Source organism: Embleya australiensis (genome assembly GCF_051903075.1).
Taxonomy (GTDB): Bacteria; Actinomycetota; Actinomycetes; order Streptomycetales; family Streptomycetaceae; genus Embleya.
The window spans coordinates 5305072-5328648 of sequence record NZ_CP182422.1 but is presented as its reverse complement, the minus strand read 5'-3'; the positions used below and the strand labels follow the sequence as shown (position 1 = coordinate 5328648).

22 protein-coding genes are annotated in these 23577 nt (G+C 71.6%); 10 read left to right on the top strand and 12 right to left on the bottom strand.

Features of this window, described 5'->3' with window-relative positions:
• Positions 1-2 precede the first annotated feature (2 nt).
• Complete coding sequence (locus ACMXN5_RS23205) at positions 3-887, bottom strand: LysR family transcriptional regulator (protein WP_439676811.1); 885 nt, start codon at positions 885-887, stop codon at positions 3-5.
• Between the two features lie 326 nt (positions 888-1213).
• Entirely contained in the window at positions 1214-2425 is a 1212-nt protein-coding gene (locus ACMXN5_RS23200; protein WP_439676810.1) for a putative Ig domain-containing protein, read from the bottom strand.
• A 321-nt stretch (positions 2426-2746) separates the two neighbouring features.
• On the opposite strand from ACMXN5_RS23200, the gene ACMXN5_RS23195 reads away from it, so the two are divergent.
• The 5 genes from ACMXN5_RS23195 to ACMXN5_RS23175 all read left to right on the top strand — a co-directional run bounded on the left by ACMXN5_RS23195 (position 2747) and on the right by ACMXN5_RS23175 (position 8073).
• On the top strand, positions 2747-3973 hold the full coding sequence (locus ACMXN5_RS23195; protein ID WP_439676809.1) for an alkaline phosphatase family protein: 1227 nt from the start codon (positions 2747-2749) through the stop codon (positions 3971-3973).
• A 137-nt stretch (positions 3974-4110) separates the two neighbouring features.
• Positions 4111-5442 (top strand): MFS transporter, encoded by a 1332-nt coding sequence (locus ACMXN5_RS23190; RefSeq protein WP_439676808.1) that lies wholly within the window; start codon positions 4111-4113, stop codon positions 5440-5442.
• On the top strand, positions 5439-6437 hold the full coding sequence (locus ACMXN5_RS23185) for a TolB family protein (protein ID WP_439676807.1): 999 nt from the start codon (positions 5439-5441) through the stop codon (positions 6435-6437). Before ACMXN5_RS23190 ends, ACMXN5_RS23185 begins: the two co-directional genes overlap by 4 nt.
• 61 nt (positions 6438-6498) lie before the next feature.
• Positions 6499-7242, top strand: coding sequence for an SDR family NAD(P)-dependent oxidoreductase (locus tag ACMXN5_RS23180; protein WP_439676806.1), 744 nt, complete (start codon positions 6499-6501; stop codon positions 7240-7242).
• Positions 7243-7344: 102 nt separating this feature from the next.
• A complete protein-coding gene (locus ACMXN5_RS23175; RefSeq protein ID WP_439676805.1) occupies positions 7345-8073 on the top strand; it encodes a GNAT family N-acetyltransferase in 729 nt (242 codons plus the stop codon).
• A 13-nt stretch (positions 8074-8086) separates the two neighbouring features.
• On the opposite strand, the gene fdxA is transcribed toward ACMXN5_RS23175, so the two are convergent.
• On the bottom strand, positions 8087-8434 hold the full coding sequence (gene fdxA, locus ACMXN5_RS23170) for a ferredoxin (RefSeq protein ID WP_439676804.1): 348 nt from the start codon (positions 8432-8434) through the stop codon (positions 8087-8089).
• A 91-nt stretch (positions 8435-8525) separates the two neighbouring features.
• On the opposite strand from fdxA, the gene soxR reads away from it, so the two are divergent.
• The gene (gene soxR, locus ACMXN5_RS23165; protein WP_439676803.1) at positions 8526-8990 is read left to right on the top strand and encodes a redox-sensitive transcriptional activator SoxR; all 465 of its coding nucleotides are present in this window, start codon (positions 8526-8528) and stop codon (positions 8988-8990) included.
• 10 nt (positions 8991-9000) lie between these two features.
• Here the strand turns inward: soxR and ACMXN5_RS23160 are convergent, their stop codons facing one another.
• Positions 9001-9360 carry a MerR family transcriptional regulator gene (locus ACMXN5_RS23160; protein ID WP_439676802.1) on the bottom strand — a complete coding sequence of 120 codons (360 nt, stop codon included), beginning with the start codon at positions 9358-9360 and terminating at the stop codon, positions 9001-9003.
• A 59-nt stretch (positions 9361-9419) separates the two neighbouring features.
• Here ACMXN5_RS23160 and ACMXN5_RS23155 point away from each other — a divergent pair, with 59 nt between their 5' ends.
• Positions 9420-9749 carry a putative quinol monooxygenase gene (locus ACMXN5_RS23155; RefSeq protein WP_439676801.1) on the top strand — a complete coding sequence of 110 codons (330 nt, stop codon included), beginning with the start codon at positions 9420-9422 and terminating at the stop codon, positions 9747-9749.
• Positions 9750-9865: 116 nt separating this feature from the next.
• Here the strand turns inward: ACMXN5_RS23155 and ACMXN5_RS23150 are convergent, their stop codons facing one another.
• Both ACMXN5_RS23150 and ACMXN5_RS23145 read right to left on the bottom strand, forming a co-directional pair.
• A complete protein-coding gene (locus tag ACMXN5_RS23150; protein ID WP_439676800.1) occupies positions 9866-10060 on the bottom strand; it encodes a DUF397 domain-containing protein in 195 nt (64 codons plus the stop codon).
• Positions 10044-10874 (bottom strand): helix-turn-helix domain-containing protein, encoded by an 831-nt coding sequence (locus tag ACMXN5_RS23145; RefSeq protein ID WP_439676799.1) that lies wholly within the window; start codon positions 10872-10874, stop codon positions 10044-10046. Before ACMXN5_RS23145 ends, ACMXN5_RS23150 begins: the two co-directional genes overlap by 17 nt.
• Before the next feature lie 523 nt (positions 10875-11397).
• Here ACMXN5_RS23145 and ACMXN5_RS23140 point away from each other — a divergent pair.
• On the top strand, positions 11398-11559 hold the full coding sequence (locus ACMXN5_RS23140) for a hypothetical protein (protein ID WP_439676798.1): 162 nt from the start codon (positions 11398-11400) through the stop codon (positions 11557-11559).
• 23 nt (positions 11560-11582) lie between these two features.
• Here ACMXN5_RS23140 and ACMXN5_RS23135 read toward each other — a convergent pair whose 3' ends face one another.
• The 5 genes from ACMXN5_RS23135 to ACMXN5_RS23115 all read right to left on the bottom strand — a co-directional run bounded on the left by ACMXN5_RS23135 (position 11583) and on the right by ACMXN5_RS23115 (position 19994).
• Positions 11583-12356: an SDR family NAD(P)-dependent oxidoreductase gene (locus ACMXN5_RS23135; RefSeq protein WP_439676797.1), complete on the bottom strand. Its 774-nt coding sequence runs from the start codon at positions 12354-12356 to the stop codon at positions 11583-11585.
• Between the two features lie 79 nt (positions 12357-12435).
• Positions 12436-13941, bottom strand: coding sequence for a M1 family metallopeptidase (locus tag ACMXN5_RS23130; RefSeq protein ID WP_439676796.1), 1506 nt, complete (start codon positions 13939-13941; stop codon positions 12436-12438).
• Positions 13942-17844: a Pls/PosA family non-ribosomal peptide synthetase gene (locus ACMXN5_RS23125; protein WP_439676795.1), complete on the bottom strand. Its 3903-nt coding sequence runs from the start codon at positions 17842-17844 to the stop codon at positions 13942-13944. It abuts the gene before it with no gap.
• 253 nt (positions 17845-18097) lie between these two features.
• Positions 18098-19030 (bottom strand): sigma-70 family RNA polymerase sigma factor, encoded by a 933-nt coding sequence (locus tag ACMXN5_RS23120; protein WP_439676794.1) that lies wholly within the window; start codon positions 19028-19030, stop codon positions 18098-18100.
• Positions 19031-19106: 76 nt separating this feature from the next.
• Entirely contained in the window at positions 19107-19994 is an 888-nt protein-coding gene (locus tag ACMXN5_RS23115; protein WP_439676793.1) for a sigma-70 family RNA polymerase sigma factor, read from the bottom strand.
• A 283-nt stretch (positions 19995-20277) separates the two neighbouring features.
• Here ACMXN5_RS23115 and ACMXN5_RS23110 point away from each other — a divergent pair, with 283 nt between their 5' ends.
• Together ACMXN5_RS23110 and ACMXN5_RS23105 are read left to right on the top strand one after the other, a co-directional pair.
• Positions 20278-20961, top strand: a complete 684-nt coding sequence (locus ACMXN5_RS23110; RefSeq protein WP_439676792.1) for an FMN-dependent NADH-azoreductase — start codon at positions 20278-20280, stop codon at positions 20959-20961.
• Between the two features lie 479 nt (positions 20962-21440).
• Complete coding sequence (locus ACMXN5_RS23105) at positions 21441-22097, top strand: helix-turn-helix domain-containing protein (RefSeq protein WP_439676791.1); 657 nt, start codon at positions 21441-21443, stop codon at positions 22095-22097.
• Between the two features lie 204 nt (positions 22098-22301).
• Here ACMXN5_RS23105 and ACMXN5_RS23100 read toward each other — a convergent pair whose 3' ends face one another.
• Entirely contained in the window at positions 22302-23576 is a 1275-nt protein-coding gene (locus ACMXN5_RS23100) for a cation:proton antiporter (RefSeq protein WP_395788189.1), read from the bottom strand.
• Position 23577 lies beyond the last annotated feature (1 nt).

The following is a 23577-nucleotide window of genomic DNA, read 5'->3' as shown; positions in this document are numbered from 1 at the left end:
GCTCACACGTACTCGATCTCCTGGACCCCCTGGCGCCGGGAGTAGTCGAGCAGCGTCCGCACCTCGCGGCTGATCGGACCGCGCCCGCGCACCATGCCGACCGTCCGGATCAGCCTCGGGCTCATCGACCGCACGGCCACACTCGACGCGAACGGCTGGGCCAGGTCGGCGTACCAGAGCACCGATCCGTGCCCGGCCACCACGCACGGGATCCAGGCCCCCCGGTCGTCGGTCTCCATCGCCACCGTCGGCCGCACCCCGGCGGTGGCGAACAACATCTCGAAGTCGGCCCGCCGCGCGCTGCGCCGGGACGGCAGGATCATCGGCAACTCCTCCAGGTCCGTCCAGGAGACCGGATCCGGCAACCGGGTGTGCTTCGGCGAGACCAACACCACCTCGTACGAGCGCAGCGGCAACACCTCGAAGCCGCCGGGCGCGGGCAGGTCCACCATCGCGATGTCGGTCGCCCCCGAGCGCAGCGACGCGAACAGCGCCTCCCGGCTGTCCTGTCGGTCCACCACGATGTGCAACTCCGGGTACCGCTTGGCCAGTCCGGGCAGCAGGCAGCTCGTGCACTCGATCGCGAGCGTGGCGGTCGCGGCGAGGTGCACCGTACCGCTGTGCGTCGGCTCCTCGATGTGCACGAGGTCCTTGATCGCCTGCACGCCGCGCAGCACCTTGCGCGCGAGGTTGATCACCTGGGCCCCGGCCGCCGTGGGCACGAGGCCCCGGCCAACCCGGGCGAACAGGACGACGTTCAGCTCGCGTTCGAGGCTCTGCAACGACCGGGAGAGCGCGGGCTGCACGACGAACAACTCCTGTGCGGCGCCGGTCAGACTGCCGTGCTCGGCGACGGCGATGAGGTAGCGCAACTGTTGGAGGGTCACGGGGTATCGATGCCTCCGCCCGGGAGCAGGATTTCGACCCGCTCGTGTGCCCGGGTGCGGGATGACGTTCGGAGTGCCGCACGGTGCCTGTCGACCATGGTGTTCCTCCAGGGTGAGACGTGGTGCCGGGGGGCGACTGAAACGGGGCGCGACATCGATGACGGAGCGAGCGCGCGGGCCGACGCGGCGCCCGAGGCGACTGCCCCGAACACCGCGCCGGCCCGCCCGGCGGTGCCGCGTTGCGCTGCGACCGGCACGGTTCGGCCGGTGCGCCGTGGACGGATCGGGTAATCGGTTCGTTGCAATCCGTTCGCTACGACTGTGGATCAGAACCAGTTCACGGTCCAGCGAAACGCGGCGTCGGCTTTCGCCCCGACGGAATCGGTGGCGCTCACCTCCGTGGCGAACGTCCCCACACCCCACGCCCGACCCGAGATCACACACGTCGACGCGTTCAGGAACAGACCCGCCGGCAGATTCCGCCCGACGCACGAATACGGCCCGGTCCCACCCGAGACCCGAAGCGCCAGATTCACCTCCTGATTGAACTTCGACGTCTGCGCCCCCGGATCGGCGATCGCCACGGTCGACGGACCCGGACCGCCCGGGATCGCCTCGGGCGGCAACGGGATCACCCAGAGCGGGCTGTTCGCGCCTTCGGAGCCGACGTAGAGCGACTTGCCGTCGGGGGCGTACATCAGCGACTCGCCCTGGGTCGTGCTCGGCGCGGCGAACTTGGCGAGTTGCTGCCCGGGCGCCGAATACACGGTGATGTCCGAGTAGTTGCGGATCGCGAACGAGCGCCCGTCGGGCGCGAACGCGCCGTCGGTGGCGGTGTCCGGTGCCGGTCCGATCCGGGTGAGTTCGTTGACCTGGTCGCTGCGCAGGCGCGGCGGCGCCTGGTAGAGCGAGCCGGGCGCGCCGAAGAGTTTGCTCGCCACGTAGAGGCGGTTGTCGCGCGGGTCGATCAGCGCGGTCTCGGCGTCGTGCGCGCCGTCGGCGAAGCGCAGCGGGAAGCTCGTGGCCGGCACGGTGGCATCGGCGAGGGTCGCGGGCTCGGCGATGCGGTACAGCGTCACCTGGGTCCGGGTGGAGAAGTTGTTGCCGATGTCGGCCGCGAAGATCGCGGAGTTGCCCGCGTCGTCGGTGCCGACCGAAATCGCCTCCCAGTCGGTGTTGGTCGCGCCCGACACGTGCAACACCGCCACGGTGCGGCAGGTGTTCGAGTCGATCGCGAACACGTCGGGCGCGTTTCCGCTGTCGTTGAGGGTGTAGGCGATGCCCGGGTGCCGGGAACTGGGCGCCAGGCCGCTGGATTCGCCGATGCGCGCGTCGGCGAGGGTGCATTGGATGTGGGGCGGGTCGGCCGCGTGTGCGGGGGTGATGCCGACCGCCGTGGCCAGGGCCGTGGCGAGTGCGGCGACGGCGGCGGTGCGGGCAAGGCGCAGGGCGCGGGCGGCCCGCCTGTGACCGGGCGGTGCGGGCGCGTCGATCGGGGGGCGGGTTTCCGGTGGGGTCGCGGAACGTGATCTGTTCATGTTTCCAGGAGATGAGGCCGCTCTCACCCGCGTCCAATACCGGTCCGGCATGCATTCATGACGGAACGACATGGCTGCTCCGGTGGTGCACCGCTTGGGCATCGATGCATGCGCGCCGGGTCGGTATACGGCCGGTGACCGCCGCGTGGACCGGCCGAACCGGCCTGTCTCCGGGCCAGTTCAGGCCCCTTGCGCCGAGCGGAATCCGGCTCCCGTGAGGCGGGCGGGGCCGACTCCCTTGTGCGCGGTGGAGGTTGTTTCGTCGGGTCGCCGAATCCACGCTGCGGTTCCGCTTCGTCCATGCCAAGGAGGCGCCAGGTCATGGCCCACTTCCGATCCGGGTCCCGGTCGACGGCCCGGGGCAAACCCCGGTCCACCACCCTCGTCGCACTGTCCGTCGGGGTCGTACTCGGTGCGATCGCCGGGGTCACCGCCCCGGCCTCGGCCGGCCCGTCCGAGCGGGTGCCGGCCGCTCGCGCGGCCGCAGCCGCGATCCCGCACTACGACCACGTGGTGGTCGTCGTGCACGAGAACGCCAACCAGGAGGAGATCATCGGCAGTTCGCAGGCGCCGTATCTCAACCAGCTGGCCGCCGGCGGCGCCTCCCTGACCGACTTCCACGGCGAGACGCACCCCAGTCAGCCCAACTACCTGGCGATGTTCTCCGGTTCCACCCAGGGCGTCACCGGCGACGAGTGTCCGCCGCCGGGCGCGCCGTACAGCGCGGACAACCTCGGCCGGCAGCTGATCGACGTCGGTGCCACGTGGGGCAGTTACAACGAGGACTGGTCGGCGGCCAACCCCGGTGCGTGTACGAATGGTTCGTATGCGCGCAAGCACAACCCGTGGTTGTCCTTCGCCAACGTGCCCGCCACCACCACATATCCGATGACCGCGTTCCCGACGGATTACGCCGCCCTGCCCACGGTCTCCTACGTGGTGCCCAACCTGTGCAACGACATGCACGACCGCCTGTTCAACCCGGCGTGCGGGATCTCCACCGGGGACACCTGGACCCGGAACAGGCTGAGCGGCTACGCGGAATGGGCCAAGACGCACAACAGCCTGCTGGTGGTCACGTGGGACGAGGACAACTTCCGCAGCGAGAACCGGATCGCGACCATCCTGTACGGCGCGCACGTCAAGCCGGGTCGGTATGCGGGCCGCGAGGACCACTACAGCCTGCTGCGCACCTTCGAGGACATGTACGGCACCCGGCACTCCGGCCAGGCGGCGACCGCGACCCCGATCACCGAGGTATGGGACGACGGTGGTCCGGGTCCGTCGACCGTGGCGATCGCCGATCCGGGGGCGCAGACGTCGAAGTTCAATCAGGAGGTGAATCTGGCGCTTCGGGTCTCGGGTGGGACCGGGCCGTATTCGTGCGTCGGGCGGAATCTGCCGGCGGGTCTGTTCCTGAACGCGTCGACGTGTGTGATCTCGGGTCGGGCGTGGGGTGTGGGGACGTTCGCCACGGAGGTGAGCGCCACCGATTCCGTCGGGGCGAAAGCCGACGCCGCGTTTCGCTGGACCGTGAACTGGTTCTGATGGTCGGCGAGTTCCGGCCTTGAGCTGATTCCGATCGCTCGACGCGTCGAGCGGGTGGGCGTCGAGGGCTCGAACCAGCCCTCGACGCCTGCCACTTCCTTTCTTCCTGCCCGTGCCCGGCCGCCCGGAGGTCCCGGATGTATCTGTCGTCCAGTCGTTCCGCCGATCTCGCGTCCGGTGCGCGTGATCCGAGGGCGCAGGCGCCGCCGGCGCCGCCACCGCCGACCGGGCGTGGTGTACGGCGGGTCGCGCCCGTGGTGCTCGTCCTCGGCGTGGTCTCGCTGGTGACCGACGTCTCGGCCGAGATGGTCACCGCCGTGCTCCCGGTGTATCTCGTGCTCGGACTCGGGCTCTCCCCCATGGCGTTCGGCATGCTCGACGGGCTGTACAACGGCGCCACCGCGGCGTCGCGGCTGCTCGGTGGGCACGTCGCGGACCGATTCCGCCGGCATCGCACGGTCGCCGCGGTCGGCTACGGGATCTCGGCGGGCTGCAAGCTGCTGCTGCCGGCCGCCGGCGGGGTCGCGGCGATCGGCGGGGTGCTCGCGGCGGATCGGGCCGGCAAGGGGCTGCGGACCGCGCCGCGCGACGCGCTGATCTCGATGGCCGCGCCGCCGGCCGAGCAGGGGCGGGCGTTCGGGGTGCATCGGGCGATGGACACGGCGGGGGCGCTGTTCGGGCCGCCGGTCGCGCTCGCGGTGTTGTGGGTGACGGCCGACGCGTACGACGCGGTGTTCGTACTGAGCTTCTGCTTCGCCGCGTTCGGGCTGCTCGTACTGTTGCTCTTCGTCCGCGACCCGGCGGGCGGTACCGGCGAGTTCGGGGTGCGGCGCGCGCCGGTGCGGCTGGGGGACGCGGCGGCGGTGTTGCGGGTGCCGGGCTTCGCCCGGGTGTGTACGGCCGCGCTGCTGCTCGGCGCGGCGACCGTCGGGGACGCGATGGTGTACCTGCTGCTGCAACGGCACACCGACCTGTCGCCGCACCTGTTCCCGCTGTTGCCGCTGGGCACAGCGCTGGTCTTCCTGCTGTGCGCGGTCCCGGCCGGCACCGCCGGGGATCGGTGCGGGCGCGGCCGGGTTTTCCTGGCGGGTCATGTCGCGCTGCTCTGCGGCTACCTGGTGCTGCTCGCACCGCTGCCTGATCGGGTGTTGATCGTGGCGGTCCCGACCCTGCTCGGGGTGTTCTACGCGGGCACCGATGGCGTCCTGATGGCGCTTGCCGCACCGGCCGCACCGGCGGAACTGCGCGGCGGGGCGCTGGCGTTGGTACAGACCGGGCAGGCGGGCGGACGGGCGCTGGGCGCGGCCGGGTTCGGCGCGGCGTGGACCCTGTACGGCCCGCACACCGCCGTGCTGCTCGCCGCCGCCGGGCTGGCCGTCGCCCTGCTCGCCGCCGTCGCGCTGCTGGCCGCCGGCACGCTCGCCCCGGGCGCCGGGCCTTCGGCCGGCTCGAAGGGGGCTTCCCGATGACCCGTACCGCGCGCCTGACCGTGCTCACCGTGGTCACCGCCCTCCTCGTCGGCCTCGCCGTGATCTACACCCTGCGGGCGGCCGGCGACGGGCGCGCGGGGCGGGACGGCGACTACACGGCGCTGAAACTGGACCGTCCGGGCCGCATCGTGTTCCGCAGCACCGCCGCCGACGGCGGCCGGGACCACCTCGCGGCGGTCGACGCGGCGCACCCCGACGAGCGGCGGGCCGTGGCCGCGCGTGGTTGCCTGGTCTTTCACGCCGCGCACGGCACGGGGGTGTGCCTGCAACCGGCCCGGTTCGCCCTCGGCACCTACGACGCGGTGCTCCTGGACACGAACCTGCGCGAGACGAGCCGGCGCGCGCTGGCCGGGACGCCCTCGCGCGCCCGGGTCTCGCCGAGCGGCCGACTGGTCGCGTGGACGTCGTTCGTCAACGGCGAGTCGTACGCGGGCCTGAACTTCTCCACCCGGACCGCGATCCTGGACACCCGCGGCGGCCGACTCGACGACAACCTGGAGTCGTACACGCTGCGCCGCGGCGACGAGACGGTCCGCTCCCCCGACGTCAACGTGTGGGGCGTTACCTTCGCGGCCGACGACAACACCTTCTACGCGACGGTGGCCACCGGCGGCCACACCTGGCTGGCGCGCGGCGACGTGGCCGCCCGTACGTTGCGCACGGTGCGCGAGAACGCCGAGTGCCCGTCGTTGTCCCCCGACGGCACGCGCGTCGCGTACAAGAAGCGGGTCCCGGGCGCGGACCCCGACCGCCCGTGGCACCTGTTCGTCCTGAACCTGGCCACCAACGTGGAAACCCCGCTCGCCGAGACCCGAACCCTCGACGACCAGGCGGAATGGCTCGACGACGCACAGGTCGTGTACAGCCTCCCGGGCGACCTGCGCGGCGACATCTGGACCGCGCGCGCCGATGGAACGGGCCGCCCCGGCCTGCTCATTCCACACGCCCTGTCCCCAGCCGTCCTGCGCGGCTGAGTAACCCCGGGCGGCGTAGGCTCCGACCGAAACGGACGATCGAACCGATGGGAGGCACGGCATGTCGGTACTGAAGGGCAAGTCGGCCGTGGTCACAGGGGGTTCGCGCGGAATCGGGCGCGCAGTGGTCGAGCGGCTGGCCCGGGACGGCGCGGACGTGGTGTTCGGCTACGCCCGCGACGAGGCCGCCGCAGAGTCGGTGGTCGCGGCGGTCGAGGCGGCGGGCGGCCGGGCCCGGGCGGTACGGGTCGACCTGGGCGAACCGGGCGCGGCCGAGTCGTTCATGGCAACGGCCGACGAGCACCTGGGCGGCCTCGACATCCTGGTCAACAACGCCGCGACGGGCACCGCCTCGACGCCGATCGCCGAGCTGACCGAACAGGACTTCGACCACGTCCTGTCCGTCAACACGAAGGCTCCCTTCCTGACCATCCGCTACGCGGCCCGCCACATGCGAGACGGCGGCCGAATCATCAACATCTCCACCCTCAACACCATCCGCCCGGCCCCCGGCATCGCGGCCTACGCGGCAAGCAAGGGCGCTCTGGAACAACTCACCAAGATCGCCGCCCACGAACTCGGCCCGAGAGGCATCACCGTCAACTCGGTCGCCCCGGGCGCCACCGACACCGACCTCCTCAACTCCGCGAATCCCCCGGAGGCCCTGGCCGCCGTCCCCGGTCGAACCCCCCTACGCCGCCTCGGCCTCCCGGCCGACATCGCCGACACCATCGCCTTCCTCGCCGGCCCCGACGCCCGCTGGATCACCGCCCAAACCCTCCACACCAACGGCGGTCTCGGCTGACCGTCGAAACGAGTCGGTGGCCTCCGTCATCACGGGCCGCGGCGATCGCGGCCGACCGTGTCGAAAGCCTGCCGAGTGCCCTGGCCGCACACCGGAGCCGCGATGGAATCCACTGCGCCGGGCACCACGGGCACGGCGCCAGGGGATCGCGTTCGACCCGGTCCGACTCCACGTGTGGATGGAGCGGACCGAGATCGGGCATTACGTCGAAGTGCCGGTGGAGACCACCGCCTACACGACCGTTCCGCGTATCCCCGGGAGGCGATCCCCATCAGCTCGACCCACCCCGCATTCGAGCGCGCCACCGAGTCCCTGGCCATCGGGCCCAGGCGCCACGATCTGCTGGATACATACCTGCGCTGGACGAACGACCCGGTGGTCATGCGCGGCAACGGTCGATTCGAGGCGGAGGGACGTGAAGCGCTCCGCGCCGCGCTGGAGGTCATGATTGCGGGGCCCGACGCTCACTTCACCGTGTACGACCGCCTCCGCACGGATCCTCACGGGGGGCCGCTACCGATCGGCACCGCGACCTTGTCCATCGACCGCCCCGTCGCTGCGGCCGAGTTCTTCCTCACCCTGGGCGACGAAGGTCGCGGCCGGGGACTCGCGGCCCCCGCAACCCGCCTGGTGCTCGACTTCGCCTTCGAGGAAACCGGCTTGGAGAACGTGTTCCTCGCGGTCTTGGAGCCCAACGTGGCGGCGATCCGGGCCTGCACACGAGCGGGATTCCAACGCATCGGCCATCGCCGCCGCAGTGCGCTGTGGGCAGGCAGTCGGGTGGACGAAGTCCTGATGGACGCCATCTCGACGTCGTCGGACCCGGCTTGAATGGCCGACCGGGTCAAGCCGAGCCGCCCGGGAGTGCGGTGACGGTGTCCCGGGGCGGCAGTGCGGCCACGAATGGATGGTCTCGACCGGTGGGGCCGACGTTCATGCTGCCGCCGGGGGAGCCGAGGGTGGCGAAGAATTCGGCGTTGACGTCGTTGAAGTGCCGCCATTCCTGCGGCATGTCGTCCTCGGAGTAGATCGCTTCGACGGGGCACACCGGCTCGCAGGCGCCGCAGTCGATGCACTCGTACGGCTGGATGTAGAGCATGCGCTCGCCCTCGTAGATGCAGTCGAGGGGGCATTCCTCTATGCATGCCTTGTCGGTGATGTCCACGCAGGGCAAAGCGATCACATACGTCATCGAACTGCGGTCCCTTCCAGGTCGTTCGTACCGTTGCGACGCGGTCGAACGTATGACCTCAAGTAATGTCGAGGTCAACAGGAGGCCGCCCATGACGAGCTACCGTTCCGGCGAGGTTCGGGCCCGCCCGGACGACTTGCTGACCATCGGCGAGGTGAGTGCCCGGACTGGGGCGACCGTCTCCGCTCTGCGGTTCTACGAGGAACTGGACCTGATCGCCTCCGAACGCGACGATCGCAACCAGCGCCGCTACCCGCGCCACATGCTTCGCCGGGTTGCGTTGATCTCGGTCGCGAAGCGCATCGGCATCCCGTTGCAGGACCTCCGGGAGGCGTTCGCCGACGTGCCGCTCGACCGTCCGCCCAGCCACCAGGAGTGGCAGCGCGCCTCGCGCGGCTGGAAGCGGCGACTGGAGGAGCGTCGGCAGACCATCGAGCGGCTTGAGGCCGAGCTGACCGGGTGCATCGGCTGCGGATGCCTGTCGATGAAGGCCTGCGCCCTGCTGAACCCGGGCGACACGCTCGGCGGCGACGGCGTGGGGCCTCGACGAGTGTGAAAGTCCCGCGCTAGGCGAGGGTCCGTTCGCGGGCCTGGGTGGCGGAGATGAGCCCGGCCAGGGAGGTGCGGGTTTCCGCGAGCGCGGAGATCCGGTTGTCCAGACCTTCGAGGTGTTCCCGAAGGGTCTCCAGCTTGCATTCGGCGATCGTGCCGTCCTGGCGAATGCACGGCTGTAGGTCGCGGATGACGCGGGTCGGCAGGCCGGCGTCCAGCAGCGCGCGAATGCGTCGGACCACGGCGGGGGCGCCGTCGCCGTAGCGGCGGTGGCCGCTGTCGAGGCGGTCGGGTTCCAGGAGGCCCTGCTCCTCGTAGTAGCGCAGCAGCCGGACCGGGGTGCCGGTGAGGGCGGCGAGTTCACCGATCTTCATGTGCTGCTCCTCACATTCCCTTGAATCTCACATCAGTGTGAGATCTTAACGTAGGGGCCATGACGAACACAGCTCGCCCCCTGACCCTTTACGGTTTCCTGCGCCCCAGGCCGGAGTACGCGGACGAAGTCCGGCGCACCCTCTCCTCCTTCGTGGAACCCACCCGGCAAGAGCCCGGCAACCTGGAATACCACCTCCACGAACACGAGGACGGCCGCTTCTTCCTCTACGAGGTCTGGCGCTCCCAAGAAGACCTGGACCGGCACAACGCACTGCCGTCGCTGCGCGCCTTCCTGGACAACCTGTCGACCTACCTGGAGGAAGCGCCGGAAGGCTACTTCGACACCATGCTCAGCCCGTACCCCGAGCCCGATCCGATCCCCGCCTGAGGCAGGCAACCGTCCCAGCCACATGGGAACTTCCCCCCGAGCCCACCGGCCGCACATGCAAGGCGCTCGACTGGAAACCCAGTCGAGCGCCTGCCGGTCGTCGTTCTGACCGCGCGTCAGGCCGTACGCAGAGTCGACAGCAGCGCCGACCAAGAGCCCGGGGTGACAACGAGGTGGCCCACGCTCGGGTCCTTCGAATCACGGACCGGCACGACCGCGTAGCCGGGGGCGACTTCGAGGCAGTTACCGCTGTTGCCGCTGTAGCTCGACTTGCGCCATGGCGCGGCGGGCGAGTCAAATGCAGTGCTCATCAGGATTCTCCAGGAGTTTGCGCAAGTGATTCACTGTCCGACCTGGGGATAGAGCGTCGGTTTTGGCCAGATCGTAACGTCGTTCGACTTCACTGACTCCACTTGCGTCCGAGATCAACTGGCCGGTGGTTACTGACTCGATGTACCCAACTTCGCCTTCGGGCAACGTCATCAGTAGGAAGCTTCCGTTCATGGCGGCGTGCACGGTCGCACTGATGGGCAGCACCTGAAGCACGATGTGCGAACGCCCCGCGATGCCGATCAGGTGCTCCAACTGTTCCTTGACAATGGCCGGGTCCATCTTCGCGAGTCGAAGCAGCACCGCCTCGTCGACGAGTGCCCACATTTGCGGCGGAACCTGACGAAACAACAATCGTTGACGCGCCATTCGCCCGGCGACCAGTTCATCGACCGATGCGTTCACGGGACGCATGCCGTTGATCAACGCACGGGCGTAGGACTCGGTTTGCAGCAATCCGGGCAGTGCCTGGGGCTCGAAGAGGCGGATGCGAGTCGCGCGGGGTTCGGCGCGCAGCAGATCGCCGAACCACTTCGGGTGGATCGGGTTCTCGTTGTCGATCAAGTCGTGCAGATCGCACAGCAGTCCGTCTCCGCCGAAGCGAGCGTCGACCGCACGAGTGAAGGACCACGCGGGGCGTCGTTCGCCACGCTCGATTTGGTACACAAGCGAACCCGAGCAGTGCCCGATCGCGCCGAGGTCGTCGGCGCTCAGGTTCGCGGCGTTTCGCCGTTGGCGCAGGTGACGGCCGTACACCGTTTGCGCGTTCGATGTCGTCGGTTGGTCGTCCGACACAGTGCTTGCCTCCCGATGTGCTCAGCTCCGCCTGTGCGACGGAATCACTACCAAACGTAGTCATCGGAGGGTCAATCTGGGGATCACTTCACACATCACGCAAGGCGGAAACAATGCGCAATGGCATGACTTTGACGCTGTACCGCGTCGACCAAGACGGTACGAGGATGGTCAAACCACCTACCCGATACGGGAGTTCGCTGCCGTGGCCGTTCGGCGACAACCCCGCCGACGCCAACCCACCGTGCACGTGCTCGCCGGATTGCCGCTACCCGGGTTCCGGCACGGCGCCGCGCGCGACCTCGTCCCCACGTCCGGGAAGGACGTCGACCACGTGAGGAATTCTCTTGCCCGCGCGCGCTCTTGGGTGCTGCGACTCTTGGCTCCCGCGTCCCGCGACCGGCCTGGGAGTCGGGTCGAGCGGGCCCCGCGAGCGGGCGGGCCCGCCGCGCCGGAGCCGGCGGACCGGCGAAGCGGATGGCGGGACTTCGTGCCGCCGGGGCCTGCCGGTGACGAGCCGCCCGTGCAGGACTCGGCGACAGTCGTTCCGCCGTACCTGATGACGCCGGGCGAACTAGCCGCGCGGCGCCGACGCTACGCCGAAGGACCTGCGCAGGTCGACACCCGCGCGCGGCCCGCCCACGACTGGGCCGTGGCCGCGCGCGCGGCGGGGGTGATGGCGTGAACCCGCAGGCCGGCCGCCCGCGTTCAGGACCGCCGGTGCACCACGCGCGCCGACGTCTGGTCCCGCGCCAGCACCGTCATCGTGTCGATGTTCACATGTGGCGGGCGCGTTGCCACCCATCCCACGCATTCCGCGATGTCCTGGGCCACCAGCGGCGTCATTCCCGCGTACACCGCCGACGCGCCCTCGGCGTCCCCGCCGAGCCGGTTCAGCGTGAACTCGGTCTCGACCATGCCCGGGTCGATCTGGCACACCCGCACCGGCCGCCCGCGCAACTCCAGCCGCAACACCCGCGTCATCGCCGTCACCGCGTGCTTGGCCGCGTTGTACCCGGCGCCGCCCTCGTACGGCTCCCGCCCCGCCACCGAGCCGATCGTGATCACCTGACCGTCGCCGGAGGCGAGCAGCAGCGGCAGGAACGCCTTCGTCACCCGCAACGTCCCGAGCACGTTCGTCTCGTACATCGCCGTCCACGCCGCCTCGTCGGCCTCCGCGACCGACTCCGTACCGCGCGCGAAGCCCGCGTTGTTGACCAGCACGTCACACCGCTCCACCTCGGCGGCGAACGCGGCGACCGAGTCCGGATCGGCGACGTCCAGCGGCAGCGCCCGGCCCCTTCCGGCGCAGCGCGCGACCACGTCCTCCAACCGGTCCTTGCGCCGCGCGCCCAGCACGACGTCGTAGCCCAGACTCGCCAGGTGCACGGCGGTCGCGGCGCCGATCCCGCTGCTCGCGCCGGTTACCACGGCACAACCTCGGGGCGCGGAAGCGGGGTTCGCGGTCTCGTCCTGGCTCATCACGGCATTCCTCTCGTCGACGCCGGCCTCCCCGCACCGTATGCCGGATCGCCCCGCCCCCACACCGCCGCCCTCCGGTTCAGCCGGAGGATCCGCCCTGCCCCGACGTCCAGGGCCACCCCAACCGCCCCCGCCGCTGCGGCGGCGCGGCCGATTCGGCACGCTCGGACGGCGGCGCCGAAGCGGCCTGCCCGACCGGCAACGGCGGCAGCGCCTCGCGGTCCAACCACGCCTCGAACAACGCGTCCAGCGGCCGGGAGGCGTACCGCCCCGCGTGCGCGGTGAAGTCGTCGGTGGTCACCAGCCCGTGCCGGTGGCTCGTCGCCCAGTTCCGCAACATCGCGAAGAACGCCGCATCGCCCAGCGCACACCGCACCGCGTGCACGGTCAGCGCGCCCCGCCCGTAGATCCGGTCGTCGAAGATCAGCTTCGGGCGCGGCGACCCGAGCAGCAGGTCCTGCGGCCGACCGCTCAGGTCGGTGTGCTCGATCGCGGCCTGCACGGCGGCGCTGCGCCCGCCCGAGCGCTCGGACCACAACCACTCCGCGTAACGCGCGAAGCCCTCGTTCAGCCAGATGTGCCGCCAGTCGGCCAGGCCCACACTGTTCCCGAACCACTGGTGCGCCAACTCGTGCGCGACCAGCCGTTCGGCGCCGCGCGCCCCGTCCACGTGGTTCGCCCCGAAGGTGGCCATCCCCTGCGCCTCGATCGGAATGTCCAGGTCGTCGTCGGTGACCACCACGGTGTACTCGCCGAACGGGTACGGCCCGAACAGCTCCTCGAACAGCGTCATCATCTGCGGCTGCCGACCGAAGTCCGACCGGAACCGGGACACCAGCCGCGCCGGCACGTGCGCGACCTGCGGTACGCCCGTCCCCGGGAGCGGAACGGTCTCGTAGCGCCCGATCGAGACGGTGACCAGGTAGCTCGCGGTGGGCGCGGGCTGCTCGTAGACCCAGGTGGAGTTGCCGCCCCGGGTGCTGCGGGTGAGCAGCCGGCCGCCGACCACCACGGCGTACATCGACGGCGCGGTGACCGAGATCTGATACGCCGCCTTGTCGTCGACCCGGTCGTTGCACGGGTACCACGACGGCGCGCCGATCGGCTGGCCGGCCACGAGCGAGCCGTCGGTCAACTCCTCCCAGCCGACCCCGCCCCAGGGGCTGCGTACCGGCTTGGGATTGCCGACGTAGTGCACCTCGACGGTGAACGCCGCCCGGGCCCGGATCGCCGTGCCCGGCCGCACCCGCAACTTGCCCGCGCGGTGCGTGTAGCGCGCCTGGTGACCGTCCACGAGCACCCGACCGATGCGGAACTCGGCCAGGTCGAGCACGATGTCGCCGAGCGGGCGGTCACCGGCCACCGCGCCGATCCGGGCGCTGCCGGCCAGGCGGTTGGGCCCCGGGCGGTAGTCCAGGGTCAGCTCGTAGCGGTGGACGCGATAGCGCGGGTCGCCGTGTGTGGCGAAGTACGCCTCGCCGGCACCCGAGCGCGGCCCCTGGTCGCTCACCGATTCGTGCTCCGTCCCCGTCGCGCCCACCGTCACGGGACGAGCCGTGTCCCGCGACGCCGTCTCGAAACGCATTTACCGCCGCCATGCCTCGATCGGATTGCCCAGCCAGCCCGTGTCCTCCGGAACGGTCTCGCCCCGCATCACCAGCGAGGCGGGGCCCAGCGTGCTGCGTGCCCCGATCGTGCTGCCCGGCAGTACGATCCCGCGCGGGCCCAGCGTGGCGCCCTCGCGAAGGATCACAGTATCCATGCGCATGATCCGGTCGTGGAAGAGATGCGTCTGGAGTACGCAGCCGCGTCCCACGCTCACCGCGTCCTCAAGGGTGACCAGGTCGGCCTCGGGCAGCCAGTAGCTTTCGCACCACACGCCGCGCCCGATGTGCGCACCCAGGCCGCGCAGCCACAGGTTGAGCACGGACGTCCCGGAGACCCGGCCGACCAGCCACGGCACGGCCAGCACCTCGACGAAGGTGTCGGCCAACTCGTTGCGCCACACGAAGCCGCTCCACAGCGGGTGCTCGACCGGGCGGAAACGCCCGACCAGGAGCCACTTGGCCGCGATCGACACCACGCACGCCGCCACCCCGCAGGCGAGCAGGACCAGGCCGGAGAGCAGCGCGGCCAGGACGAGCGAGTACGTGCCGAGCCAGGCCAGCGCGGCCAGGGTGAGCAGCGCCAGCGCCGCCGAGCACAACACCGGGATCGCCCGGCACAGCTCGACCAGACCGCGCGCCCAGCGCAGCCGGGCCGGCGGGTCGTAGGTCAGGCCCTGGTCGGCGACGTCGGCCGAGCGCGGCAGGCGCATCGGCGGCATGCCCAGGTACGAGCCGCCCTTCTTGGTCTTCTTCGGCGTCGCCGACAACACGCCGACCAGGCCGCGCGCGGGCACGGAGCGGCCGGGGGCGGTCATCCCGGAGTTGCCCAGGAAGGCCCGCTCGCCGATCGTCGCCGCGCCGATCCGGATCCACCCGCCGCCGAGTTCGTACGAGGCGATGAGCGTGTCGTCGGCCAGGAACGCCCCGTCGCCGACGGTGGTCAGGCTCGGCAGCGCCAGCACGGTGGACGCCTCGACGCCCTTGCCCACCTTCATCCCCAGCGCCCGCAACCACACCGGCGTGAACAGGCTCGCGTAGATCGGGAACAACTTCTCCCGGGCCAGGTCCATCAACTGCGTGACGGTCCACGCCTGCCAGCCGATCCGGCCGTGCAGCGGGTGGTAGCCGGGACGCAGGCCCACACTGAGCAGCCGGACCAGGAGCACGATCGAAAGGGCGTACACCGCGGCGAACGCGGCCACCGCCGGAACCAGCGCGAGCAGCGCGCCGCCGAGCGCCGTACCGAGCCCGTCGCCGGGGTGCACGAACGCGCCGAGCACGGCCAGCGCGGGCAGTGCGGCCAGAACGGGGAGCAGCGTCGGCAGCAGCCCGGCCACCCCGTACAGCACCGACCAGGAGGCCCGACGCGGCGGCCGGTCGCCGAACCGGCCCCGGTCCACCTTGCCCAGCCGTATCGCCGGCACCCCGCCCCAGCGCCGGCTCGGCGGCACGTTGCCGGTGACCGCGGAGCCCGCCGCCACCTCGGCCGAGCGGCCGATCCGCGCGCCCGGGAAGAGCGTGCTGCGGGTGCCCACGATCGCGCCGGCGCCGACCTTGATCGCGCCGATCTCCAGGCGGTCGCCGTCCAGCCAGTGGCCGGACAGGTCCACCTCGGCCTCCACCGCGCAGCCCCGGCCGAGCTTGAGCAGGCCGGTGACCGGCGGCAGCGTGTGCAGGTCGACGTCGCGGCCGACCTTGGCGCCGAGCGCGCGGGCATAGCGCAGCAGCCAGGCCCCGGACAGCGAGGTAGCTCCGCTCGCGTCGGCCAGCTGCTCGGCCGCCCACAGGCGCAGGTGCACTCCGCCGCCGCGCGGATACGTCCCCGGGCGCAGCCCGCGCAGCAGCAGTCGGGCGCCGCCGGCGGAGATGGCGACCCGGCCGGGCGGGCTGAACAGCACGGCCCAGCCGGCCGCGACCCACCACCAGGACGCGGTGGGCGCCCACGGGTAGTGGCCGAACCAGGCGGCGACGTTGCCGAGCGCGAGCAGGCCGACCGTCCAGCGCAGGCCGATCAGTGTGTACAGCGGGACGAGCAGGAGCAGTTGGGCCACCCGGGCCCGGGTCGGCGTGGGCGCCACCTTGCGGCTCGCGCCCGCGTCCTGCGCCGAGCGCTCCAGCCGGCGGGCGAGTTTGCGCAGTGTGGGCTGCTGGTAGATGTCCGCGACGGCGGCGGCCGGATATCGCTCGCGCAACAGCGTGGTGAGCCGGGCGGCGGCCAGGCTGTTCCCGCCGATCGCGAAGAAGTCGTCCTGCGCGGTGTCGGGGGCGATGCCGAGCACGTCGGTCCACTGCTCGGCGAGCCAGGCCTCGGTGCCGTACAGCTGTTCGGTGGGGCCGCTGTCCTCGGTGTCGGCGAGCGGCCAGGGCAGCGCGTCGCGGTCCACCTTGCCTGAGGTGCGGGTGGGCAGGTCGGCGACCGGGGCGAGGCGGGGTACGAGGGCGGCGGGCAGTTCGGCGCGCAGCCGGGCCACCGCGTCCTCGCGGTCCCAGCCGTCGCCGGTGACCAGGTAGCCGACCAGGAGCTGGTTGCCGCCCTTGACGGTGCGGACGGCCGCGGCGGCGCCCACCACGCCGGGCAGCGCCTGAAGGGCCGCGTCGATCTCGCCCAGTTCGATGCGTCGGCCGCCGAGCTTGATCTGCTCGTCGCCTCGGCCGACGAAGACCAGGCCCTCGGGGTCGGCGCGGACCACGTCGCCGCTGCGGTAGGCGCGCGCCCAGCCCATCGATTCCAGCGGGGCGTACTTCTCGGCGTCCTTGGCCGGGTCGAGGTAGCGGGCCAGGCCGACGCCGCCGATCACCAGCTCGCCGGTCTCGCCCATCGCGACGGGGCGGCCCTCGGCGTCGACCACGGCCAGTTCCCAGCCGTCGAGGGGCAGGCCGATGCGGACCGGGCCCTCGCCGGTGAGCGGCGCGCCGCAGGCGACCACGGTGGCCTCGGTCGGGCCGTACGTGTTCCACACCTCGCGGCCCTCGGCGACCACCCGCTCGACCAGCTCCGGCGGGCATGCCTCGCCGCCGAAGATCAGCAGGCGTACATCGAGCAGCGCCTCGGTCGGCCACAGCGCGGCGAGGGTGGGCACGGTGGAGACCACGGTGATCTCCTGCTCGGCCAGCCAGGGTCCGAGGTCGGCGCCGGAACGTACGCGCGAGCGGGGCACGGTGACCAGGCAGGCGCCGTAGCGCCAGGCCAGCCACATCTCCTCGCAGGAGGCGTCGAAGGCGACCGACAGGCCCGCCATGACCCGGTCGCCGGGGCCGATCGGCTCGTCCTGGAGGAAGAGGCCGGCCTCGGCGTCGACGAAGGCGGCGGCGTTGCGGTGGGTAACGGCGACGCCCTTGGGCTTGCCGGTGGAGCCGGAGGTGAAGATGATCCAGGCGTCGTCGGCGGGGGTGGGGCGGGCGGACGGGCGCGGGTCGCTGACGTGGCGCGGGTCACCCACGTGAGTGACGCGCAGGTCGCGTTCGGCGCCCAGTACGGCGGCCACGCCGGCCTCGCCGAACACCAGGTCGGCGCGCTCGTCGGGGTCCTCGGCGTCGACCGGGACGTAGGCGGCGCCGGCGGCGAGCACGGCGAGGATGCAGATGTACAGGTCGTTGCTGCCGGAGGGCACCCGGACGCCGACCCGGTCGCCAACGCCGATCCCGGCCTCGGCGAGCCGCCGGCGCAGGCCCTCCACCTCGGCGGCCAGGGCACGATACGTGAGCGTACGGCGGCCGTCGTCGAGGGCGGGTTCGTTGGGGTGGGCACGGACGGTGGCGTCCAGGATGTCCACGAGCGTGCGGGGGGTCGACGCGGGCCGTCCGGAGTAGACGGCGGGGGTCGACGTGGGCGCGGTACCGAACGGATCGTCGGTGGCGCGCAGCGGTAGCGCTATGGCCATGAGGTCCTCATCCCTGGTCCCCGTCAAGGCCTGCGATTGGCTCCCGGGGAGGTGTCGCGGGCCCGGCCCCTGGCCGACCGGGTCGCTTCTCGAGCGTGGCAACCCGACCGACACTAACCCCGTTCACCTCGAAGCCACGACTCCTGACGCGATCAACTACCGCTGAAACAAAGGCTTCTGACGCACCGTCACATCTCACTTGACGCCCTATCAGGTCCCAAGCCCCCCTGCAATCAAGCCTCCTGACGCCCCGTCAGCCAACAACCCGCGTTACACCCCACCCCAAACTCCTGTGACCCACGCAACACGCTAAGCCCACCCCACCCACCCCCGCCCGCCAACGGCGCCCGGACGGATGACGCCGTCTACGGGGCGGGGGCCTGCGTCGGGCCCGCTGCGGCGCGCAGGCAAGGCCGGACACGGAAACGAACGCAAGCCACCCGGTCGGCCACCGAAGCCGGGCGGGGCCGGGCCGGGCCGGGGACCGGGCCAGTCGGTCGAGCAGCTGGGGCCGGGTCGAGCCGGGCGGTGCCGGATCGAGTCGGTCGAGCGGGTAGGACAAGGCCGTGGCTGGACGGGCCGGGCCGACTGCGACGCGATTCCACCTGGGCGTGAGCGCTCGCCACCGGGAACCGGCGTCGACCGGATACCGCCCGCGCGGCTCGCCGAGGCGCAGCCGGGCGCGGCGGTGGGGTTGGCGCGAGTGTTCCTCGCGTACGTCGAGGATGTCGGCGATCTCGCGGTGGCTGTGTCCGAACGGCCCGCGCAGCACGAACACGGCCCGCTCGGCGGGGGTCAACTCCTCCATCAGGGTGAGCATCGCGAGCGAGACCGACTCGCGCTGCTCGGCGGTCTCCAGCACGCCGAGTACGTAGTCGCCCCGGTCGGTCCGAGCCGGTTCCGGCAACCACGGGCCGACGTAGAGTTCGCGACGCGCTCGGGCCGAGGAGAGTCGGTTCAGGCAGATGTCGGTCAACACCTTCGTCAGCCACGCGGCGGGCTCGCGCACGGCGTCGTGGTCGCTCCGTCCGCGAAGGTACGCGTCCTGTACCGCGTCCTCGGCCTCGCTCGCCGACCCGAGCAGCCGATACCCGACCGCGAACAGCCGAGGGCGATGCGCCTCGAACTCCCGGGCCGCCGACTCCCGCGCGCCGTTCTCGGCGTTCCCATGGGTTTCCCTGGTCACCGCCTCCGCATTTCGGCTCGTGCCGCCCGGCCCCACGTGCGGGCCGGGCGGTACACCACACCCCGAGGTCGGCGGCTCAGCCGTCCATCCGCCCCGCCCCCAACGGCATCCCGGCCAACCGCGCCGGCTCCGCGATCACCTCGATGTCGGTGATCCGCCCGTCCGCGAAGCTCAGCCGCAGTACCGCGAACAGTCGCCCACCCGGCGCGATCACGATGCCGGGCCGCTCGTCCACGAGCGCGACCGCGCCCAACCGGGCCCGGTGGGCGAACAACCGGGTCTCCTCGGCCACCGCCCGCGCACCGCGGACCTCGCCGGCCACCCCACTCGGCACCGCGAACGGGTCGACGCGGCGCACCACGTCCGGCGCGAGCAGCTCGACCAGCGTGTCCAGATCGCCGCCGCGCGAGGCGGCCAGGAACGCGTCCACCACGGTGTAGTGCCGGGCCAGGTCGACCTCGTCGAGCACGGCCCGCCCGCGTACCCGCTCGCGCGCCCGGCTGGCCAGCTTCTTGCTCGCCACCGGCGTACGTCCCACCACCGGCGCGATCTCGGCGAACGGCACGGCGAACATGTCGTGCAGGACGAACGCGACCCGCTCGGCGGGGGTCAGCCGGCCGAGTACGACCAGCATGGCCAGACCCACGGATTCGGCCAGCACCGCCTCGTGTTCGGGTTCGGGCCCACCCGGCCGCTCCAGGACCGCCTCCGGCGCCGCCGTCAACGGTTCCTCGCCCCGGGTCCGACGGATCCGCAACATGTCGAGACACACCCGCGCGGTGACCGTGGTCAGCCACCCGCCCAGGTTCTCGACGCCGTCGATCCCGGCCCGGTCGACCCGCAACCAGGCCGCCTGCACGGCGTCGTCGGCGTCGTCCAGCGAGCCGAGCATGCGATAGGCGACCGTGCGCAGGTGCTCACGATGCGCCTCGAAGCGCTCGGCCAGGGCCTCGCTTGCGTTCATGGTCACCTTTCCGATCAGGCATCAGTCAGAGAGGAGAAGAGCCGCTACCGAGCACGATGCCGATCGATGGAGGAGACAACAGCCGACTTTACCGCCGACCCATCGGCCCCTCGCGGCACCCGGGCGGCGCGCAGCACGGCACGGCCCGAGCCCGAAAACCCGAGATCCCGCCCCCCACGCCGGGCCGCCCCGGCGCGCTCCCGCACGCCCCGACACCGGCCCGGTCCCGGCCCGACACCACCCCGACATCCCGATGCCCCACCCCGACACCCCAGGAGCCCCCGTGAAGTTCTTCCGTCTCGACGCCGCCATCCGCGTCGAAGGCTCGATCAGCCGATCCCTCGCCGACCTCGCCGAGGCCGAGTGGACCCGGGCGTTCCCGGACGCCGAGTTCGTCCGGCGCGACCTGGGTCGTCATCCCCTGCCCCCGGTCTGGCCGATCGCCGAGGCGAGCCGAACGACGCCGGAGCACGCCCGTACCCGGGAACAACGCGCGGCGACCGCGCTCGGCACGGAGCTGGCAGACGAGTTCCTGTCCGCCGACGCCTTCATCCTCGCCGTGCCGATGTACAACTTCGGCGTCCCCCAGCAGGTCAAGACCTGGATCGACCTGATCATCACCGACCACCGCGCCGCCGACGTCAGCCGCCCGATCGTGTCCGGCCGCCCGGCCCTGCTCGTCCAGGCCCGGGGCGGCGGCTACGCTCCCGGCACCCCGCGCGCCGGCTGGGACCACGCCACGCCGTACCTGAACCGCATCCTCGGCGACGTCTGGGGGTTGGACGTGGTCGCCGCCACGGCCGAACTCACCGCCGCCGACGTCAGTCCCGCCCTTGCGGACCTGCGTCCGTTCGCCCGCCAGTGCCTCGTCGACGCCCGAGCCGACACGATCCGCCACGCCCGCGACATCGCCGACCGGCTGCGCGCCACCCCCAACTCCCGTACACCCGAACCGATCACGGCCTGACCGACCCGTCGCCGAGGGCGCGGGACGGCACCCGCCACCGCCCCCTCGGCGCACCCGACGAAGCCGACGGACCGTCATGCGGCCACTCCGGCGGGGATTTTCGCGTCCGCGAACATATTGGGTACAGATCGAGTACAGCCCCGATACGCGCCCGCATCGGCCATCCGGCCCGTCGGGCACCGGCAACAATCAGCCATCGCGGCCGGATTCGCCGTTATGTGCGGGCCGGAATGCCTGCGATCGGTGCTGGATATGCTCAGTGGCGACCCGAACCCCTTCCCGAGCACCACGTTTTCCCATGTCGAGGTTCGGCACGTCGTGTGCGGAGATCCACCCCCTCCGATCTCCGCCGGCCCGGTTCGACGACCACCACGGCTCGACGGGACAGGACAGGGCGTCAAGCGCACCGGAGGCACCACCTTCACCCCAAGGAGGAACCACCAGATGTCGCACTTACCTCGTTGTGAAGGAACCGCGAGATGACGGCCGCGCCGCGACCCGAGGAGCCGGCGGGCGCCGAACCCCCGGCCTCCCGGCCGATCGGCTCGTGCCACCGGGAGTTGGGGCTGACCCTGTACCGCCTGCGCCTGGAGCGCGGACTCTCCCTCCGGGCCCTCGCCCGATGTCTCGGATACAGCTCGCACAGTGCGTTCGCCGACTTCGAGAAGGCCCGACGCATGCCCGGCGAACCGCTCCTGGTCGCCTACGAGCGCCTGTTCGAGCTTCCGCAGGGACTCCTGCTCGAACTACACGCACGGGCGTTGGCCGAACGCGCGGCCCGGTTGACCGCGATCCGGGAAAGCACCGTCCTGGGCGGCATGGAAACCCTCGGCACACCCACACCCACACCCACACCCACACTCGACACCTCGGCCCGCTCCCCGGCGCCCCCCGCCGCACCACCCGGCCCCCCAGGCACCGATCCGGCCGGCAAGCCCGAGCGGGAGGTTACGCGCGTCAACCGGAGCAAACGAGCCGAACCCCCGGCCCCGCTCGATCGGAAGAGCCGCCTCACCGGATTCGCCCGCAGACCCAAGGCCACCGGCGGCCTCGCCGGCCTGGGCGCGGCGGTGGCACATTTCCTCGGCCGCCGTACCGACGCCAGACCCGGCGCCCGAAGCATCGCAAAACGCTGATCCTCCACCATCACCGCACGCACACACGTCGCAAGGGCCGCCGCCCTCCGCCCCGGCGAGGCCGTCCCCATGCGACGACACAAACGCCACCACCACCACCCGCACAGGGCACGGCCCGGCACTCCCGCCGGGCCGCGCCCCCGCTACGAACTCCCCCGCTGCCGCGCCGCGTTGCGATCCACCGGAGCCACACGCACCGGTCACTCAACCCGACGCCACCACCTCCTCCTCCCGACCCGCCCGCGCGTGCGACCTCGCGCCCGCCTCGCGCCGATCGAACAGGCCCAACAGCGGAACCGTCATGACCGTGGTGATCAGGGCGACCAGGACCAACGCGGCGAACAATTCGTCACCGACAATGCCCGCCGCAAGCCCGATGTTGAGCGCGATCAACTGCATCAGCCCCCGAGCGTTCATCAGCACACCGACCCGGACGGCCACCGGCCGTGGCTCCCCGCGCAGCCGTGCGGCGGCCCAACAGCCACCGAACTTGCCGACCACCGCGACGACCACCGCCGTCGCCCCGAACACCATCACCGACGGGTCGGCGAACACGTCGAATCGGGTGTTCAGACCGGAGTAGGTGAAGAACATCGGTACGAACACCACCTGGGTCACGGACTGGGTGGACCGCACCAGCCGCTCCGAGTTCTCTCCGCGCGGCATGGCCATCCCGACGCAGAACGCGCCGAACACCGCGTAGAGGTCGATCACGTCGGTGAACCACGCGGCGCAGAACAGCACCACGACGACGAGCAGGAGCCGTGTGTCGTCGCCGAGACCCGGACGCTCCACGATCCACCGGAGCAGCAGGCGTCCCAGCAGGAACAGCACCACGACGAACAGCAGGGAGCCGCCGATCGTCTTGACGACCGGTCGCACCTCGCCGGACGCCCCGCCCAGCACCCCCGCCAGCATGATCCAGGCGAGGGCGTCGTCGGTGGCCCCGGAGGCCAGCGCGAGGGACCCGAACCGGGTCCCGGACAGGCCGCGTTCGGTGATGATCCGGGCCAGCATCGGAAACGCGGTGATCGCCAGGGCGACTCCGACGAAGGCCGCCGTGACCCAGACCGACACCCCGTCGACGAAGATGCCCACGTGCCCGTACGCCGCCAGGGTCAGCCCCATGCCCAGGACCAGCGGGATCACCACCCCGGCGGCGGAGACCGCGACCGCGGTGCCGGCCAGTCCGCGCCCGGCGTGCGCCCGGAATTCGTACCCGGTGGCGAACATCAGCGCCACCAGGCCGATTTGGCCGGCCACGTACAACACCGGCTTCAGCTCGGGCGGGAACACCTCGGCGGAGGCGCCGGGGGCGACCAGCCCGAACAGGGAGGGGCCGAGCAGCACCCCGGCGATCATCTCGCCGACCACGGGTGGCTGCCCGAATCGGCCCACCACGAGGACGACCAGCCGACACGTCAGCAGGATCACCACGACGGCCAGGAAGAACACGGGCGCGAGTTCCGACGGAGTCATC